Annotated in this window: 18 protein-coding genes and 1 pseudogene; 13 read left to right on the top strand and 6 right to left on the bottom strand. The window is 66.8% G+C overall.

What is annotated here, in order from left to right; translation table 11 throughout:
* Positions 1-49: 49 nt before the first annotated feature.
* A complete protein-coding gene (locus tag MHN84_RS26445) occupies positions 50-580 on the bottom strand; it encodes a flavin reductase family protein (RefSeq protein WP_255730983.1) in 531 nt (176 codons plus the stop codon).
* Positions 581-803: 223 nt separating this feature from the next.
* Between MHN84_RS26445 and MHN84_RS26440 the strand changes: the two genes are divergently transcribed.
* The 3 genes from MHN84_RS26440 to MHN84_RS26430 all read left to right on the top strand — a co-directional run bounded on the left by MHN84_RS26440 (position 804) and on the right by MHN84_RS26430 (position 3,747).
* Positions 804-1,664, top strand: a complete 861-nt coding sequence (locus MHN84_RS26440; protein WP_241207445.1) for an alpha/beta fold hydrolase — start codon at positions 804-806, stop codon at positions 1,662-1,664.
* Positions 1,665-1,759: 95 nt separating this feature from the next.
* Entirely contained in the window at positions 1,760-2,746 is a 987-nt protein-coding gene (locus tag MHN84_RS26435) for an SDR family oxidoreductase (RefSeq protein WP_241207444.1), read from the top strand.
* A 242-nt stretch (positions 2,747-2,988) separates the two neighbouring features.
* A complete protein-coding gene (locus tag MHN84_RS26430) occupies positions 2,989-3,747 on the top strand; it encodes a YoaK family protein (protein ID WP_241207443.1) in 759 nt (252 codons plus the stop codon).
* A 16-nt stretch (positions 3,748-3,763) separates the two neighbouring features.
* On the opposite strand, the pseudogene MHN84_RS26425 reads toward MHN84_RS26430, so the two are convergent.
* Positions 3,764-5,985, bottom strand: a pseudogene (locus tag MHN84_RS26425) (RND family transporter); the annotation flags it as partial.
* Between MHN84_RS26425 and MHN84_RS26420 the strand changes: the two are divergent.
* A complete protein-coding gene (locus MHN84_RS26420; protein WP_241207442.1) occupies positions 5,985-6,356 on the top strand; it encodes a TetR-like C-terminal domain-containing protein in 372 nt (123 codons plus the stop codon). The pseudogene MHN84_RS26425 and the gene MHN84_RS26420 sit on opposite strands and share 1 nt — an antisense overlap.
* A 176-nt stretch (positions 6,357-6,532) precedes the next feature.
* On the opposite strand, the gene MHN84_RS26415 is transcribed toward MHN84_RS26420, so the two are convergent.
* On the bottom strand, positions 6,533-7,228 hold the full coding sequence (locus MHN84_RS26415) for a GAF and ANTAR domain-containing protein (protein ID WP_241207501.1): 696 nt from the start codon (positions 7,226-7,228) through the stop codon (positions 6,533-6,535).
* A gap of 700 nt (positions 7,229-7,928) precedes the next feature.
* On the bottom strand, positions 7,929-8,237 hold the full coding sequence (locus MHN84_RS30045; protein ID WP_374238433.1) for a SpoIIE family protein phosphatase: 309 nt from the start codon (positions 8,235-8,237) through the stop codon (positions 7,929-7,931).
* A 155-nt stretch (positions 8,238-8,392) separates the two neighbouring features.
* Here MHN84_RS30045 and lysE point away from each other — a divergent pair, with 155 nt between their 5' ends.
* Genes lysE through MHN84_RS26390 form a run of 4 tightly spaced genes read left to right on the top strand, consistent with a single transcriptional unit; the run spans position 8,393 to position 11,327 of the window.
* Entirely contained in the window at positions 8,393-9,001 is a 609-nt protein-coding gene (lysE, locus tag MHN84_RS26405; protein ID WP_241207440.1) for an L-lysine exporter, read from the top strand.
* A gap of 44 nt (positions 9,002-9,045) precedes the next feature.
* Positions 9,046-9,630, top strand: coding sequence for a TetR family transcriptional regulator (locus tag MHN84_RS26400; protein ID WP_241207439.1), 585 nt, complete (start codon positions 9,046-9,048; stop codon positions 9,628-9,630).
* A 47-nt stretch (positions 9,631-9,677) separates the two neighbouring features.
* Positions 9,678-10,631: an ABC transporter substrate-binding protein gene (locus tag MHN84_RS26395; protein WP_241207438.1), complete on the top strand. Its 954-nt coding sequence runs from the start codon at positions 9,678-9,680 to the stop codon at positions 10,629-10,631.
* Positions 10,632-10,643: 12 nt separating this feature from the next.
* Complete coding sequence (locus MHN84_RS26390; RefSeq protein ID WP_241207437.1) at positions 10,644-11,327, top strand: queuosine precursor transporter; 684 nt, start codon at positions 10,644-10,646, stop codon at positions 11,325-11,327.
* A gap of 23 nt (positions 11,328-11,350) precedes the next feature.
* Here the strand turns inward: MHN84_RS26390 and MHN84_RS26385 are convergent, their stop codons facing one another.
* A complete protein-coding gene (locus MHN84_RS26385; protein ID WP_241207436.1) occupies positions 11,351-12,217 on the bottom strand; it encodes a DMT family transporter in 867 nt (288 codons plus the stop codon).
* 39 nt (positions 12,218-12,256) lie between these two features.
* On the opposite strand from MHN84_RS26385, the gene MHN84_RS26380 reads away from it, so the two are divergent.
* The 5 genes from MHN84_RS26380 to MHN84_RS26360 all read left to right on the top strand — a co-directional run bounded on the left by MHN84_RS26380 (position 12,257) and on the right by MHN84_RS26360 (position 16,296).
* On the top strand, positions 12,257-12,904 hold the full coding sequence (locus MHN84_RS26380) for an allophanate hydrolase subunit 1 (RefSeq protein WP_241207435.1): 648 nt from the start codon (positions 12,257-12,259) through the stop codon (positions 12,902-12,904).
* Positions 12,901-13,809, top strand: coding sequence for a biotin-dependent carboxyltransferase family protein (locus MHN84_RS26375; RefSeq protein ID WP_241207434.1), 909 nt, complete (start codon positions 12,901-12,903; stop codon positions 13,807-13,809). Before MHN84_RS26380 ends, MHN84_RS26375 begins: the two co-directional genes overlap by 4 nt.
* A 10-nt stretch (positions 13,810-13,819) precedes the next feature.
* Complete coding sequence (locus MHN84_RS26370) at positions 13,820-14,356, top strand: GNAT family N-acetyltransferase (RefSeq protein WP_241207433.1); 537 nt, start codon at positions 13,820-13,822, stop codon at positions 14,354-14,356.
* Between the two features lie 117 nt (positions 14,357-14,473).
* On the top strand, positions 14,474-15,616 hold the full coding sequence (locus tag MHN84_RS26365; protein ID WP_241207432.1) for a uroporphyrinogen-III synthase: 1,143 nt from the start codon (positions 14,474-14,476) through the stop codon (positions 15,614-15,616).
* Entirely contained in the window at positions 15,613-16,296 is a 684-nt protein-coding gene (locus MHN84_RS26360; protein ID WP_241207431.1) for a sirohydrochlorin chelatase, read from the top strand. The genes MHN84_RS26365 and MHN84_RS26360 overlap by 4 nt, the downstream gene beginning before the upstream one ends.
* Here MHN84_RS26360 and fdxA read toward each other — a convergent pair.
* Positions 16,293-16,646: a ferredoxin gene (gene fdxA / locus MHN84_RS26355; protein ID WP_241207430.1), complete on the bottom strand. Its 354-nt coding sequence runs from the start codon at positions 16,644-16,646 to the stop codon at positions 16,293-16,295. The genes MHN84_RS26360 and fdxA overlap by 4 nt on opposite strands.
* Between the last annotated feature and the right edge of the window lie 237 nt (positions 16,647-16,883).

Raw genomic sequence — 16,883 nt, 5'->3', positions numbered from 1 at the left:
TCAGTTCTCCTGATCGGCTTGGATGGTCGAAGTTGGGAGGGGCGGTTGCTCAGGCGGCCAGACGGCGAAACGCCGAGCCGTGAAACACGAGCGGATGCGACCCCGGATGCACACACATCGAGTCGATGCGCAGGAGCACGATGAGGTGGTCGCCGGCTGCGATCGAGTCATGGCGGGAGCAGACGAACCAGGCCGTTGACTCCGGGATGAGAACTGCCCCTTCGGATGTCACCGTCACGTCAACCCCGGCTAGGCGCTGAGGCGCTGCGGCTGTGAATCGATCGCACAGCCCACCGTGTCCGTCTCCGAGAAAGCTGACCCCGAGCGAGTCAGCCGATTCCAATGAGGCCCACGTGCGCGATCCCTTCTGAATGCAGACCGACAACAGGGGCGGATCTATCGACACCGACGTCAAAGAGCTGACCAGCATCCCCGTGCTGTAGTCGCCAACATCGGCACAGACAGCCGCGACTCCACTGGGGAAGCATCCAAACGCGCGGCGCAGATCGGCCCGCTCATGGACAGGAACCAACTTGGCGTCGACCGACTGACCTTCAATACCCGCTCCGACTGTCGTCATAGGACTCTCCTGACTGCGTGAGATCGGAATGAACCCGAAGCTATCCGTTGGTTGACTTGATGTCAATGACAGTAAATCATGAAGTGCATGCCGCTGAGCCGGTGTTGCCGACGTCGTGAACTGGAGGTGTGCTGTGGGTGGCTCCCCTGACGTGTGGGCTGGTTACGGTTCGGCCCTACCTGGTGCGGTGCCGACGGCGCGGTGGCATGACTGCGTGCGCTACGTGGACACTTCCACCGCCCGGGTGAGTTGCGTCGACGTGCCTCACCCGCAGGGTCCGACCCTGGTGTTCTTGCACGGCATCTCGGCGGGCTGGCGGTGGTTCGCGCATCTCTTCCCGGTGTTGTCGCAGAGCTATCGCGTTGTGGCGCTGGATCTTCCGGGCTTCGGCGCCTCGCCATTCTCGCGACACCACATCACCTTCGACGGGCTCGCCGACGTGGTCGTCGATGCGTGCGACGCACTCGCGCTCGATGCTCCCGTGGTGGTTGGACATTCGATGGGGTCCCTGGTCGGTACACGTGTGGCGGTGCGACATCCGTCCCGGCTCGGTCAGTTGATCATCACCGGAGGTCCGATCCTGTCGCTGGTCCATCTCCTCCGACGTCCAATCGAAACGTTCTGGCGTCACCCCCGGTCGGTGGCCACACTGGTCGCCGAGTCGGCGGTCGTCGGCCTACCCCTGCCCGGGCCGGTCGCCACGCTCATCGCCAGGTCACCGCACCTGCGACAGGCTGCGCTGGGGGCGTTTGTGGCCCGGCCGGATCTGCTCGATGCAGAGGTGGTGCGCGCCACCATGCACGACCTGGGTGCGCCCGCGACCTTCCCTGTCCTGGCTTCGGCAGTGATCGGCGATCCCGGCCGCGACCTGGAGCAGATAAGGTGCCCCACGCGGATCCTGCGCGGTGACGGCGATGCGTTGTCGCCGCCCGAAGACGTCGCGCTGTTCCTGTCGAAGGTTCCGTCGGCCGACGAGGTGCGGTTCGACCACACCGGCCATTGGCCGCACATCGAACGTCCGCGCCGCTTTCTTGAGGAGCTGCACCGCTTCGTGTCGTCGGAGGATGCCGCGCTCAACTTCTGACGCCGGCGCACGCCCGATAACGCGCGCTCCACCAGAAACCAAGTCCAACAACAGCATGCGGATCACAAGCGATCCACGTCCGAGGAGGTCAGGCGATGATATTGGTGACAGGTGCAGGCGGGAACGTGGGCCGCGCGCTGCTCCGCGGCCTGCGAGAACGCGGAATCGACAGCCGCGCATTCGTCAAGAACACCGTGCAGGGTCAAACGGCACGCGCCGAAGGGGCGACCGAGACCGTCGTCGGCGACATCCGATCTCGCGACGACGTCCTCCAAGCGGTCGCCGGGGTTGAGCGGGTGTGGCACGCACAACCCACGAGCGTGATCCGCGAAGTGTCCATCGCGGAGAACATCGCCGACGCTGCGCGGAGGAACGGTGTCGAGCACGTGGTGTACCACTCCGTAATCCACCCCGACATCAAAGAGATGTTTCACCACCAGGAAAAAGGCCGGGTTGAAGATGTATTCCGCAACTCGGGCCTGCCGGCTACGTTTCTCCGCGCTTCGCACTTCATGCAGAACTACCTCGACTTCTGGGAATTCATCCGCGGCGGCGTGCTGCCCTACCCGTCGTCAGCGGACTCGGTAATGGGCGTCGTCGACGGCGAGGACGTCGCCGAGGTGAGCGCCCGCATCCTGGCCGGACCCGTCGAGACCCACGCCGGCCACACCTACGACATGTCCACTCAAGAACTCACCCGACACGAGATGGCTGCCGAGTGGAGCAAAGTTCTCGGACATCCGGTGTCGGCCGTGCGACTCGGACCAGGCGTGGTCGCCAATCCCGTGAACGGAATCGCTGCTTTCGGCCCGGTCGTGGCGAAGTCGTTGCAAGCAACCAAAGTCAGAGCCCCGATGCACATCATCCGAGGAATCCGGCAGTCATCAAACGCCAAAGGTGTCCGGGACTGGCCGAAGGAATCGCAGGACTGCTACGTGGCGATGATGCGGTACTACGACAAGAACGGCCTCCCCGCGGGGGACATGACCGTGCTGCCCAAACTGCTCGGGCGCCCCGCAACCAGTTACACGGAATTCGCTCGACGCGAGGCCCGGCGACGAGGAGCGGTGACTGTCGGTTGACACCGGCGGAGCTGGGTCCGAGGGCCCCTCCCATGTCGTTTGCGCTGACGTTCGCCTCCCGTCATGTTTGACCAGTTTGCCGCGCTTCGACGGTCGGGTAGAAATGGGTTGCACAGCCTGGAGCTCTTGACGGGTCCGTCAAAGACGTTGTCGGACAACAGACAGAGTGATTCACCGCACACTGTCAACGTCGACCGTGTCTCGCGCCGCTGCCTGCCGCGCCCCACCCATGAGGAGCCGACGTGACAGACAAGAGCTTTCCCGCCGACGACAGAACCCGGTTCCGCTTCGCGGTCACGTTGTCGCTGCTCGCTGGGATGGCCGACGCCATCGGGTTCATCGAGTACGCCCAGTTGTTCATGTCCTTCATGAGCGGGAACACCACCCGCTTCGGCGAGGCCGCCAGTGACGCCGATTGGATCGGCGTGGTCCGGTTCGGCGGCGTCATCCTCGTCTTCTGCTTCGGCGCGTTCCTCGGCACGCTGATCGCCGCGTGGTCGGGCCGGTGGCGGCTGGCGACGCTGCTGACCGTGCAGGGGTCACTGACCCTGCTCGGCGTGTTCATGCCCCACGGGCCGGACGCGATTCCGTGGCACGTCTACCCGATCGTGCTGGCATTGGGCCTGCAGAATGCGACGCTGCAGGACGAGGCCGGCCGCAGCCTCGCGCTGACGTACGTCACCGGCTCGGTCGTGCGCTTCGGCGCCGGGCTCGCGAACATGCTGTTGCACAAGCCCGCCCCGTCGTTCTGGATCCAGGGGCCGCTGTGGCTCGGGCTGACCTGTGGCGCCGTGATGGGCGGAATCCTGCAGCATTACTTCGGGGAGAAGGCTTTTCTCTTCCCCGCGGGAGCGGTGCTCATCCTCGCGGCGCTCGCCTGGGTCATGACCATGCTCCGACCGGAGAGCGAGGCGGTGTTCAGCCCGACGGCTCCGCAGCCCGACGCCCATCCGGATGCCAAGCCGCTGTCGGCGGGGTTGGGCACTCGCCAAGGGAAGTAGTCTGCCCCGGCGCCGGCTAGGTCTCGGCGGTCGCCGTCGGGGTGTCCCGCTTGCGCTCGTCGAGGTGGAGCAACTCCCGCACCGCGGTGCGGGTTCCGTACGGCCGGAACATCCGGCTGGCCGGGCTGGGCCGTACGTTCAGCGGCCACCAGAACCAGCGGCCCAGTAGCGCTGCGATGGCCGGTGTCATGAACGAGCGCACCACCAAAGTGTCGAACAGGAGCCCGAGCCCGATCGTGGTGCCGATCTGACCGAGCACCACCAGGTCGCTGAAGATGAACGACGACATCGTTGCCGCGAACACCAATCCGGCTGCGGTGACGACGCGGCCGGTACCGGCCATCGCCCGGATGATGCCGGTGCGCAGCCCCGCGTGCATCTCTTCCTCGAACCGTGAGATCAGCAGCAAGTTGTAGTCGGCACCGACCGCCAGCAGCAAGATGATCGCCAACGGAACGACGATCCAGAACAGATGGATGCCGAAGATGTACTGCCACAACAGGACTGACAGACCGACGGACGCCCCGAGGGACAGCGTGACGGTACCGACGATCACGATGGCGGCCACGATGCTGCGGGTGATGAACATCATGACCAACAGGATCAGCGCCAACGCTGCCAGCGCGGAGATCAGCAGGTCGTACGTCATCCCTTCCTGGATGTCTTTATTCGTCGACGCAAGACCCGCGACGTAGATCTTGGCGTCTGACATCGGGGTGGCTTTCAAAGCATCGAACGCCGCGTCCTTGATGGCGTCGATGTGCGGAATACCCTCGGGGTCAGCCGGATTGCCCTGATGGGTGACGATCATTCTGGCCGCTTTGCCGTCCGGCGACAAGAACAACTTCAGGCCACGCTTGAAGTCCGGGTTGTCGAACGCCTCCGGTGGTAGGTAGAACGAGTCATCGTTCTTGGCGTCGTCGAAGGCCTTACCCATTGCGGTGGCGTTGACCAGCGCCTCCTGGCTCTGGTTGTTGGTGCCACCCGTGGTCGCGTAGTTCGACAGCGTCAGCTCGCGGTTGCGTTCCTGAATGGCGATCTGCGGTGGTAGCAGCGCAACGAGCTGAGGCTGAAGCGCATCCAGCTTGTCCAGGCTCGCGGTGATCGCGTTGAACTTGTCGGCCAGCTCGGAGATCCCGTCGAGCGAGTCGAACACCGAGCGCAGCGCGGCACACAGCGGTATGTCGAAACAGTGCGGCTCCCAGTAGAAGTAGTTGCGCAGCGGCCGGAACTGATCGTCGAAGTTGGCGAGCTTGTCGCGCAGATCGGTGACTGTGTTCACGGTGTCATGGAATGCCTCGGTCTGCTCGTGGGTGACCGCGGCACTCTGTTGTTGCAGGGCCAACTGCTGCCTGAGCACATTGATCGTGTTGTCGATCTCGTGTGCTTGTTTGAGCAGATCCTGGGCGCGGTCCTGTTGATAGCTCAGGTTCATGATCTGGCTGGCACTGGATGCGCTGATCTGAAACGGTATCGAGCTGTGCGTGATCGGTGTGCCGAGGGGCCGGGTGATCGACTGCACCGAGCGATCCCTGGGGTGTGCAGGACCGCTTTGGCGACGCGCTCCAGGATGAGCATGTCGGCCGGGTTACGCATGTCGTGATCGGTCTCGATCATCAACAACTCCGGGTTGATCCGAGCCTCGGTGAAGTGCCGCTCGGCGGCCTGCATACCGACCACACCGGGCGCACTGTCCGGGATGTAGGGACGGTTGTCGTAGCTGGTCCGGTAGCCGGGCAGTGCGAGCACACCGATCAGCGCGATGCCCAGTGTCACGACCAGGATGGGGCCGGGCCAGCGCACGATGGCCGTGCCGATCCGGTGCCACCCGCGCGCCTGTAGCTTGCGCTTGGGTTCCAACAACCCGAAACGGCTGGCGATCAACAGAACTGCAGGCCCCATCGTCAACGCCGCGGCCAAGGTGACCACGACCCCCAGCGCCGCCGGGATGCCCAGGGTCTGGAAGTACGGCAGCCGGGTGAATTGCATACATGCGACGGCGCCGGCGATGGTCAAACCCGAGCCGAGAATGACGTGCACGGTGCCCTTATACATGTCGTAGTAGGCCGGTAGCCGTTCGAGCCCCTTGCTTCGCGCCTCCTGATATCTGCCGACGACGAAGATCGCGTAGTCCGTGCCCGCCGCGATGGCTATGAGCGTCAACAGATTCGTGGAGTACGTGGACAGGCCGATCAGACCGGAATGAGCCAGCACGGCGACCACCCCGCGGGCCGTCGATGCCGCCCAACACGGGCGCGCTGCGGACGGATCTTCTCGAGATCGGTCGCGCAGTGTGCGAGCACTCGCGCGAACACACTCCCACCATGCGGGCGGTGCTGAACGAGATGTCGCACAACCCGCGGCTCAGCCAGGCGTTGCAAGAGAAGTTCGTCATACAACGAAAACTGGTGATCGACGGCGTACTCGCCGCCGCGGTGGAACGCGGCGAGATCGACGCATCGGCCATCAACGAGGAGATCTTCGATCTGCTGCCGGGATACCTCGTGTTCCGAGCGTTGGTCGCCGACCGACCGCCGACCGAGGAGACCGTGCGTACGCTCGTGGACACGGTGCTTCTGCCCAGCTTGACCAGGAAACTCACCGAGTGAAGATGTCGAAAGCGTCCTTCTCATCTTGGTGGCGGATTCACGCGGAACGAGCCGACGTCGCTCACGCCACACCTGATTCCCGACCCGGGACAGGCACGTGTTGTGGATGAGCGTGTGCGTGACGCCCGCTGTGTGTCAGCGGCACCACGCGTGGACGCGGTTGCTTGTCACCGTGATCAGCGGTTGCATTTGTCCGGAGGCGGTGCGTCTCGGTCAGGTGAATGGGTTGTGCGGGTGTCGATGACGTCGGCTGCGATGTCAGTGAGTCGCCTGTTCGATTCCTGCGATAGTTGCCGGAGCATGTCGAACGCCTGCGTGTCACCGACGGCGTAGCGCTCCATGACGATGCCTTTGGCCTGGCCGATGCGGTCGCGGCTGGCCAACGCCGAGGTCAGCTGCTCAGCTTGGCGGCTGGCGGTGATTGCGGCGGCGGCGTGTGCCGCCAACACCATCCCTGTGATTTGGGCGTCGTTGCTCCAGCCGCGCGCGGCGTAGCTGACAAGACTCAAAACTCCCGCCGTCTGGTCGGCGGTGAACAGTCTCAGTGACATTGCGCCACGGATGCCCAGCTCGACTGCGGCAGGGCTGTAGCGGGGCCATCGCGATTCGGCGGCAAAGTCGTCGGCGCAGACCACGACGTCGTCTCGGAGAGCTTGCAAGCATGGTCCTTCGCCGAATCGACGTTGGAGTTCATGCGACTCGAGGGAAAGGCGGTCGGTCGGCCCGACGGTCTGCAGTGCGTTTTTCTTACCCATGAGCAGCACCGCGGCAGCATCGACACCAGGAATCAACTCGAGGGCGGTCGTCGATATGCGCATACAGATCTCGGCTGCGGTTCGTGGCGCGGCGACGACGCGGGCGACCTCGGCCATCCGCAGGGCCAAGTGGCGCGGATCGCCGTCAGGCGTTGTCAGCACCGGCTGACCTCATCGTCGTGACCCTCCGGGCTCTGCTGCGCGAGTTTGGCGGCACTGCTCGCCACATCAAATGTAACGTTACGGCTATGGCGGACGTGGCGTGTATCGGATGTGGTCATCGATTCGTGGCACGTGCCGACGCCAGATACTGCTCGCCGGCTTGCCGGCAGAAGGCGTACCGCACGAGGTCAGCCGGCGTACCCGTCACGCTGTCTGAACCGCTTCTGGAACTTCGACTGCGGCGTCTGCAGCTGAAGGCAAGCATCGACGACACCGTCGAGCGTGCTCAGCGCGCGTGTGAGCGATCCCGCGAACTCGCGACGTTGACGACAACGTGCGCCGAGCAGATGCGCTGGACTCGCCGCAATCCTGGACGAATGTCACGCCAGTCCCGCTCCCAACGAGGCGGATTCACCACGGACGCCGACTGACTTCGGAACCGACACCGCGTCTTCGTACCCGCTGGTCAGTAGGGGTCGGCCGCGACTATCGGTTGGTGACGCGAAGCGCCAACGGGGCCAGCTCGGTTTGCGTCGATGGATGGTCGTCGTTCAATCGCGTCGTATGGCGGCTTGAATGGCGAGGACGGCGACGTCGTCATCGGGTTCGAGTTTGGCGGCCAAGGTGGCGAGGTCTTGGGTCAGCTCTGTTGCGCTCAGGTGCGCTCGTTGGTGGACGAAGGCGGCGAGGCTGTCGATGTCGAAGGCGTCTTTGCCCTACGGGCTTCGATGATCCCGTCGGTGAACAGCAAGAGCGTTTGCCCGGGTCGTAGGTGCAGGCAGCATGTGCTGAACGAGGCGTCGTGGATGGCGCCGACGATCATTCCGGTGGTGGGCCGGACGGGCTGGGCGGTGCTGGAGTCGCCGCCGGGATCGATGAACAATCCGGGTTGATGACCGCCTGTGCACAGGGTGAAGTAGAAGCCTGCGCCTTGCGGTTCGGGTCGAAGGGTGCCCGTGATCACGGTGCAGGCTCAGCGCGGGTCGAGCTCGGCCATCATGACGGTGTTTGTGACAATGACGGCGTTTGACACATGACCACAGACATCCTTAGAACGACTTAATCGACTGAAGAATCTTTGGCTGTACTACTCCTGTTCCCGTGCCTAGCGTCGTCATCATGTCCCCTGCCGCCCTGGTCCTGCTGACCGGGTTCGCCACCTCGATGGCGCTCATCGCGGCGATCGGCGCGCAGAACGCCTTCGTGCTGCGACAGGGCATCCGCGGCGAACACGTCCTGCCCGTCGTCGCTGTGTGCACGGTGTCCGACCTCGTCCTCATCGCCGCAGGCATCGCCGGCTTCGGGGTCCTTGTCAGCGCGCACCCGCGACTCGTCGACGTCGCGACATATGGCGGCGCGGCCTTCCTGCTCGTCTACGGTCTCCTCGCCGCGCGCCGGGCGCTGCACCCGGGCGCGCTGACCCCCGCCGACGCCCGACCGGCGCGCCTGGCCGGTGTGCTCGCGACCTGCCTCGCGCTCACCTTCCTCAACCCGCATGTCTACCTCGACACCGTCGTACTCCTCGGCACACTGGCCAACGAGCACCGGGAGGACCGTTGGTTGTTCGGCGTCGGCGCGGTGACCGCCAGCGCCGTCTGGTTCACGACCCTGGGCTTCGGAGCCACGCGGCTGCGCGGCCACTTCGCCTCTCCCCGTACGTGGCGGGTGCTCGACGGCGTCATCGCCGTCGTGATGATCGCGCTAAGTGTGACGCTTGTTCTCGGCTGATCCGAACGGCAGTTCGTGGCAGACGACTGCGCCACAATCGAGGGATGTCCCCCGACCACGCTGAGGGGCTTCGAGAGCGTAAGAAGCGCCAGACCCGCGAAGCGGTGCGATGCGCCGCCTTCCGGCTGTTCGAGCAATTCGGCTACCCCAACACCACCGTGGAACAGATCGCTGCCGAAGCCGACATCTCGTCGCGCACCTTCTTCCGCTACTTCCCCACCAAGGCCGCGCTGCTGATCCCCGACCAGCTGACGGAACCCATCATCGAGATGTTCCTCGCAGCCCCCGCCGACCTGTCTCCCATCGCGGCCTACCGCCACGCGGTCGAGAAGATGTTCGCCAGCATCGACGAACCAGAATGGGCCGACGAGATGGCGCGCCAGCGGCTGCTGTACTCGTTGCCAGAGGCACATGGCGCGCTCTACATGACGTACATCGAGACGATCGAGCTGATCACCGACGGCCTCGCGTCCAGGGTCGGACTCCCCGCCGACGATCCGCGCCTGCGCGTCACCGCGGGCGCGATGACCGGGGTCATGATGGCCGCCCTGCACAACACCCCCATCGATCCCGCCGCGATCGTCGCCGGGCTGAACTTCCTCGACGAGGGCCTGCCGCTCACTCACTAGCACTGCAATGTCCGGCAATGACGAGGTGGGCTCTATATCCTCGCCGGGTGCCAGAAGTGTGGACCCGGCGGAACGTCCTGGCGTTGACGGCGGTGGCGGCGGTGCTGACGGCCTGCCGATCCGAGAAGCCGGGTGCGGTGGCCTCCGACGGTTCGGTCACCGTGAAACACGCCTTCGGGGAGACCAGGATTCCCCGACCCCCGACGCGCGTCGTCAGCGCCGGTCTCAACGACGCCGACGACCTGCTGGCAGTCGGCGTGGTGCCCGTGGCGGTCACCGACTGGTTCGGCGGGCAACCCTTCGGCGTCTGGCCCTGGGCGCAGGCCAAGCTGGGCGGAGCCACCCCGGCCGTGCTGTCGCTGGCAGACGGCCTGCAGATCGAGCAGATCGCCGCCACCCGGCCCGATCTCATCGTGGCGACGAACGCAGGCCTGGATCAGGACACCTACCAGGCGCTGACGGCCATCGCCCCCACCATTGCGCAATCCGGCCGCGACGCCTTCTTCGAGCCCTGGCGCGACCAGGCCGCGCTGATCGGGCAGGCCACGTTCCACCACGACGACATGACCACGATGGTCTCGGACATCGATGCATCGCTGAAGAAGGTCAAGGACGACCACCCGGAGTTCGCGAACACGACGGTGCTGCTGCTCGACGGCCGCGTCGACGACGCCGGCGCCCGCGTCACCGGCCCGGCCTGGCGGCGGGAGTTCCTCACCGAGATGGGCCTGACCCTCGCCGATGCCGACGGCACCATTGCGCGGGACCGGCTCGCCCAGGTCCTCGACTCCGCCGACGTGGTGATCTGGACCACGGAAAGCGACGAGGAGCAGGCGGCCCTGCTGGCCGACCCCGTCGTCGCCGCGTCGCGGGCTATCACCCGCAAGCACACCGTCTTCACCGGCAAGGAGCTCGCCGGCGCGATCGCCTACGCCTCGGTGCTGTCCTACCCGGTGGTGATCGACAAGCTCCCGCCGATGATCGCGACCGCGCTGAGCTGATCTAATGGGCCGGTGACCGAGCCCCAGACCGCAGAGCACGCCACCTTCGCGCGCGTCGGCTCGGCCTACTATCCGATTCTCGTCGCGGTGTTCACCGCGCTGGTGATCATCTCCAACGTGACCGCCACCAAGGGTGTCGCGTTCGGACCGATCATCACCGACGGCGGCTTCATCGTCTTCCCACTGACGTACGTGATCGGCGACGTCTTGAGTGAGGTGTACGGGTTCAAGGCCGCACGCCGGGCCATCTTCACCGGGTTCGCGATGAACATCCTCGCCGCCCTCGCGTTCTGGGTGACCATCTATCTGCCTGCCGCGGATTTCTACACCAATCAGGAGCACTTCGAGAACGTCGTGCACGCCTACACCCAGCTGATCGTCGCCGGGCTCGCCGGCTTCATCGTCGGTCAGACCCTCAACGCGTGGGTCGTCGTGGCGATCAAGGAGCGCACCAAGGAGAAGCACCTGTGGGCCCGGCTGGTCGGGTCGACGTTCGTCGGTCAACTCGGTGACACCCTGGTGTTCTGCACCATCGCCGCGAGCGCCATCGGCATCACCACATTCAAGGACTTCGCGGTCTACACCGCGCTCGGCTGGGTCTACAAGACCGCCATCGAGGTGGTCATGCTGCCGGTCACCTACCGGGTGATCGCGGCCATCAAGCGCCGGGAGCCCACGTATCAGCTGGTCGGTTGAAACGCTTCTGCTGAATCGTCGACTCAGCCGACCTCGATGTGCATGTCGGCCTGCCGGCCGCCGCTGCGCGCCGCCCCGACACCGGCGATCACCACCACGAAGATGCCGATGATCGCGGAGACGCCCAGCTCCTGGTGCAGCAGGGTGAACCCGACCACGAACGCGAGCGCCGGCTCCAGACACATCAGCGTGCCGAACGCCGCCGTCGTCAAGCGGCGCAGCGCCAGCAGTTCCAGGACGAACGGGACCACCGGCAGCAGGATCGCCATGCCCAAGCCGATCAGGACGACCTCCCACGTCATCCGCTCGAACACCGTTGTGCTGACCGTGAACGTCGACACCAGCCCGGCGATGGGCATCGACACCGCCAACCCGGTGACACCGGCGACCGAATCACCCACGTTCTGGGTCAGCAGGATGTAGAGCGCCCACGCGGCGCCCGCGGCAAGCGCCAGCACCACCCCCTTGAGGTCGACGCCGCCGCTGAACGGCTGGCTGAGCAGCACCACGCCGAGCGCGGCCAGACCCGGCCACAGCACCCGCGCGCGTCCCCTGCCGTGCGCGGCGGCCACCGTGAGCGGACCGAGGAATTCCAGCGCGGTCGCGGTTCCCAGGGGCAACCGGTCCAGCGACGCCATGAAGAACAGCGACACCGCGGCGCTGACGACACCCAGCACCACGCACATACCGAACGTCTTGGCCGTGAACGCCGACGGACGCGGGCGCACCACGATCAGCAGGATCAGTCCCGCCCAGGCCAATCGCAGCCACGCCGTGCCGTCGGAGCCGATGTGCTCGATCAGGTTGACCGCAACCGCCATTCCCAATTGCACCGAGACCATCGCGGTCACCGCCATCAGCGCGCCGGCGCGCGCCGACCCCCCACCCATCCGTGCATTCAACCCTGCGCGCGACGGTAGCGTTGGCAGATGGCGGTGACGGCAGACGCGATCCACGACTACGGCGATCGGGCTCTGCTGCTGGAATTCGGGACGACGACCGAGGTCCTGGCGTGGACCGAGACACTGCGGGCGGCCGAGCTGCCCGGCATGGTCGACGTCGTACCTGCCGCCCGAACCGTGTTGATCATCCTCGCGAGCCCGGGCTTGCAGACCCCCACGCGGCAGCGCCTCAGCCGGGTCGCGCCTCCTGCCGACGACATCGCCGACTCGACCTCTCCCCCCGCCGGAACCGCGGACATCGTCCTCGACGTGACGTACGACGGCGAGGACCTCGACGACGTGGCGCGGTTGACCGGCATGTCGGTCGACGAGGTCGTCGCCGCACACACCGGCCGGCCCTGGCGGGTCGGATTCACCGGATTCGCACCGGGATTCGGTTACCTGCTGGGCGGTGACGAGCGTCTTGCGGTTCCCCGGCGCGCCGAGCCCCGCACCAAGGTTCCCGTCGGCGCCGTCGGACTCGCGGGCGCGTTCAGCGGGGTGTATCCGCGGGAATCGCCCGGCGGCTGGCAATTGATCGGCCGGACCGACGCCGTGCTGTGGGACGTCGATCGCGACGACCCCGCGCTGCTGACACCGGGGCGCTGGGTGCAGTTCCGGGCGGTGACGGCATGACCGGGGTGACGGTGGAGATCCTGCAGCCCGGTCCGCTGGCCCTGGTGCAGGATCTGGGCAGGCCGGGGCTGTCGCATCTCGGCGTGACCCGCTCCGGCGCCGCCGACCGTCGTGCCCACACGCTGGCCAACCGGCTGGTGACCAACCCCGACGACCGCGCCACCGTGGAGGTGACTCTGGGGGGATTCACCGCACGCGTGTGCGGCGGCGACGTGGCCATCGCGGTCACCGGCGCCGACGCCGATCCCGCGATCAACGCAATCCCGTTCGGCACCAACAGCGTTCACCACGTTCGTGCCGGGGAGGTGATCTCCCTGGGGCCCGCCCGCACGGGTCTGCGGTCGTATCTCGCGGTGCGCGGCGGGTTCGACGTCGAACCGGTGCTCGGATCGCGCAGCTTCGATGTGCTGTCGTCGATCGGCCCGCCGCCACTGCGATCCGGGGACGTGCTGCGGGTCGGTGAGCACACCGACGAGTTCCCCGAAGTCGAGCAGGCGCCGGTTGCCGCGCTCGACGACGGCGTCGTCGAACTGCGGGTGGTGCCCGGGCCCCGGGACGACTGGTTCGTCGACCCTGACGTCCTCGTCCGCACGAACTGGCAGGTCACCGACCGCAGCGACCGGGTGGGCATGCGGCTGGCCGGCATACCGCTGGAGTACCGCCGGCCGGACCGTCAGCTACCCAGCGAGGGTATGACACGTGGCGCAATCCAAGTGCCGCCCAACGGTTTTCCGGTGATACTCGGACCCGACCATCCTGTCACCGGCGGCTACCCGGTGATCGGCGTGGTCGTCGACGACGACGTCGACGCGATCGCCCAAGCCCGATCCAGCCAGACGGTACGACTGCACTGGGCGCGACCGAGGGTGCCGTTCTCACCGCCGAGCGAGCGGTCCGCCTGGTAGACCTGCAGATGTGCGTGCCCGCCTCGTCCACACCTCCGATCTCGACGACGACTCCCGCGCCGACGCGCGGCGGATGCTCACCGACGCCTACGGCGGCGAGTTCTCCGACACCGACTGGGAGCACGCGCTGGGCGGTATGCACGCGCTGATCTGCCAGCGCGGGGCGATCATCGGCCACGCAGCCGTCGTGCAGCGACGACTGTTCTGCCGAGACACGGCGCTGCGGTGCGGCTACGTCGAAGCGGTCGCGGTGCGCGAGGACCACCGCGGTCAGGGACTGGCGCACGCGCTGATGGAGGCCGCCGAGCAGGTGATCCGCGGCGGCTACGCCCTCGGCGCACTGAGCACCAGTGACCTGGGACGGCCGCTGTACAGCAGTCGCGGCTGGGTGCCGTGGCCCGGCACCACCTCGGTGCTGACACCCACCGGCCTGATGCGCACCCCGGACGACGACGGCACCGTCTTCGTGCTGCCGGTGAGCTCGGCGGTGGACCTCGATACGGCCGTCGACATCGCCTGCGATTGGCGCGACGGCGACGTCTGGTGAGGCCTCACAATGACCCCGGACCTGCGGTGAGCGGAAATTCACGGCCTGCCCGGCGGTGACACCGCGCCGCAACGACGTGGTAACCGGAGCGAAACACGACGTGTTTAGACAGTGGACATGAGTGAGCCGGACTGGTCGCCGCTCACCGGATTCCGTGTCGCGGTGACCTCAGCGCGGCGCGCCGACGAGCTCGCCACCCTGCTGACCCGCCGTGGCGCGACGGTGACGAGCGCGGCTGCGATCGAGATGGTGCCGCTGCCCGACGACGACGAACTGCGCCACCGCACCCGGGCCCTCATCGACGAGCCGCCCGACATCGTGGTCGCCACGACCGGCATCGGGCTGCGCGGCTGGATGGCCGCCGCCGACGGCTGGGGTCTGGCCCCCGAGCTCACCGCCGCGCTGAGCAAGGCCCGCGTGGTGTCCCGCGGGCCGAAAGCCACCGGGGCACTGCGGGCGGCCGGCCTGCCCGAGGAGTGGTCGCCGGACTCCGAGTCGTCCCGTGAGGTCCTGCACTATCTGCTCGAGGGCGGTATCGAGGGTGCCCGCATCGCTGTGCAGTTGCACGGTGCGACCGCCGACTGGGACCCGTTTCCCGAGTTCCTCGACGAACTACGCGCCGCCGGCGCCGACGTGGTGCCGATCCGGGTGTACCGCTGGCATCCCGCGCCGCGGCACGGTGACTTCGACGCGCTGGTCGTCGGGATCGCCGAGGAGAAGTTCGACGCCGTCAGCTTCACCTCCGCGCCCGCGGTTGCCTCGGTGCTGATGAGGGCGCAGGAACTCGGTGTCGAGGACGCGTTGCTGGCCGCGCTGCGCGGCAGCGTGCACGCGATGTGCGTGGGCCCGGTGACCGCCCGACCGCTGGTGCGGCTCGGCGTACCGACCTCGGCTCCGGAACGCATGCGATTGGGCGCGTTGGCCCGCCACATCACCGACGAATTGCCGCTGCTGCAGGCCCGCACCGTTCGGGTGGCCGGGCATCTGCTGGAGATCCGCGGCAACTGCGTGCTGGTCGACGGGGCGGTCAAGGCGATGTCACCGGCGGCGATGGCCACCATCCGCGCCCTCGCGCAGCACCCAGGCGCGGTGGTGTCGCGGGCCGACCTGCTGCGCGCCCTGCCCGGCAGCGGCACCGACACCCACGCCGTCGAAACCGCCGTCCTACGACTGCGAACGGCCTTGGGAGACAAGAAGATGGTGGCCACCGTCGTCAAACGCGGCTACCGGTTGCCCGTCGACGAGGCGAACGCGTCATGAGTTACGTGTTGGTCGCCCATGGCACTCGCAAGCCGCAGGGCGTGGAGTTGATCGGCGACCTGGCCGGCCAGGTCGCCGAGCTGGTCAAGCATCCCGTGCATGTGGCGTTCGTCGACGTCATCGGACCCACCCCGGCCGACGCACTCGACGCCCACACCGGTGAGCCGGCGATCCTGGTTCCCGCGTTCCTGGCACGCGGGTATCACGTGAGCACCGACATCCCCGCGCATGTGAACGCCAGCGGGCACGATGCCGTCACGGTTACGCCCGCGCTCGGCCCCGATCCGGCCCTGGTGCGAGTGATCGTCGACCGACTCATCGAATCCGGCTGGCGCTCGGAAGATTCCGTTATCCTCGCGGCCGCCGGCACATCGGACCCGGCCGCGCTGCGCGACCTGCACACCACCGCTGCATGGCTGTCGGCGACGATCGGCAGCCGCGTGGAATTGGCGTTCGCCGCGACCGGCGAACCGCGGGTGGCCGACGCCGTCACGGCACTGCGCCGGCGTGGCCGACGCGTCGTGGTGGCCTCGTATCTGTTGTCCGAGGGGTTGTTTCAGGACCGACTGCGAGCCAGCGGCGCCGATGTGGTGACCGAGCCGCTGGGCCGTCACCCTGGTATCAGCCGATTGATCGCCCGCCGGTTTCTGCGCGCCCGGACGCCGAGCCTCGCCCGCTAGGGGTGCTGGGCCGTCGACGCTGGTTGTGCTGCCACCAACGGGGTGTCGACGCCGATCCGGCCCAGGGCGGCCGCACCGCCGGGGTCCCCGATCGGGGCGTCGCGGCCGGGCAGTATCACGCTGAAGAACGCCGCATTGTCTTCGAGGTGCGCGAGCTCCTCGTCAGGTAAGTCGGATTCGTAATAGATGGCATCGACGCGGCACGCCAACCGGCAGGCGCCACAATCCACGCACTCGTTGGGGTTGATGTACATCGCCCGTGCGCCCTCGTAGATACAGTCGGCCGGGCACTCCTGCACACAGGACTTGTCGACGATGTCCCTACACGCGCTACCGATCACATACGTCATTCCTACGACGGTAAGTAGTTTTCCGTCCGGTGTCGTGGGCCGAAAGTCCCTATCCTGTGCCGCCAGAGAGAAGCTGTGGTCGTGACACCGCCCTGGGAGCAGCCCGGAATGCTGATATGGAATGCGTTGTGTCAAGTGGGCAGGGTGAAGCGGCGGCCTCAACCGTCGTTGCGGCCGCCGCTTCGTCGGTCAGTGCTGGGTGTCGAGTGTCGGGACTGGCGCGCGTGTCTTGGCGAC

The organism is Mycobacterium sp. PSTR-4-N (genome assembly GCF_022348085.1).
Taxonomy (GTDB): Bacteria; Actinomycetota; Actinomycetes; order Mycobacteriales; family Mycobacteriaceae; genus Mycobacterium.
This window is presented reverse-complemented; position numbering and strand designations above follow the sequence as displayed.

Excerpts from the sequence above, each read along its gene's own strand:
- MHN84_RS26445 (WP_255730983.1), bottom strand. The coding sequence starts at position 580 with ATGACGACAGTCGGAGCGGGTATTGAAGGTCAGTCGGTCGACGCCAAG.
- MHN84_RS26435 (WP_241207444.1), top strand. The coding sequence starts at position 1,760 with ATGATATTGGTGACAGGTGCAGGCGGGAACGTGGGCCGCGCGCTGCTC.
- MHN84_RS26420 (WP_241207442.1), top strand. The coding sequence starts at position 5,985 with ATGCCGCCCAACACGGGCGCGCTGCGGACGGATCTTCTCGAGATCGGT.
- MHN84_RS26415 (WP_241207501.1), bottom strand. The coding sequence starts at position 7,228 with ATGGCCGAGGTCGCCCGCGTCGTCGCCGCGCCACGAACCGCAGCCGAG.
- lysE (WP_241207440.1), top strand. The coding sequence starts at position 8,393 with ATGTCCCCTGCCGCCCTGGTCCTGCTGACCGGGTTCGCCACCTCGATG.
- MHN84_RS26400 (WP_241207439.1), top strand. The coding sequence starts at position 9,046 with ATGTCCCCCGACCACGCTGAGGGGCTTCGAGAGCGTAAGAAGCGCCAG.
- MHN84_RS26385 (WP_241207436.1), bottom strand. The coding sequence starts at position 12,217 with ATGGGTGGGGGGTCGGCGCGCGCCGGCGCGCTGATGGCGGTGACCGCG.
- MHN84_RS26380 (WP_241207435.1), top strand. The coding sequence starts at position 12,257 with ATGGCGGTGACGGCAGACGCGATCCACGACTACGGCGATCGGGCTCTG.
- MHN84_RS26375 (WP_241207434.1), top strand. The coding sequence starts at position 12,901 with ATGACCGGGGTGACGGTGGAGATCCTGCAGCCCGGTCCGCTGGCCCTG.
- MHN84_RS26365 (WP_241207432.1), top strand. The coding sequence starts at position 14,474 with ATGAGTGAGCCGGACTGGTCGCCGCTCACCGGATTCCGTGTCGCGGTG.
- MHN84_RS26360 (WP_241207431.1), top strand. The coding sequence starts at position 15,613 with ATGAGTTACGTGTTGGTCGCCCATGGCACTCGCAAGCCGCAGGGCGTG.
- fdxA (WP_241207430.1), bottom strand. The coding sequence starts at position 16,646 with ATGACGTATGTGATCGGTAGCGCGTGTAGGGACATCGTCGACAAGTCC.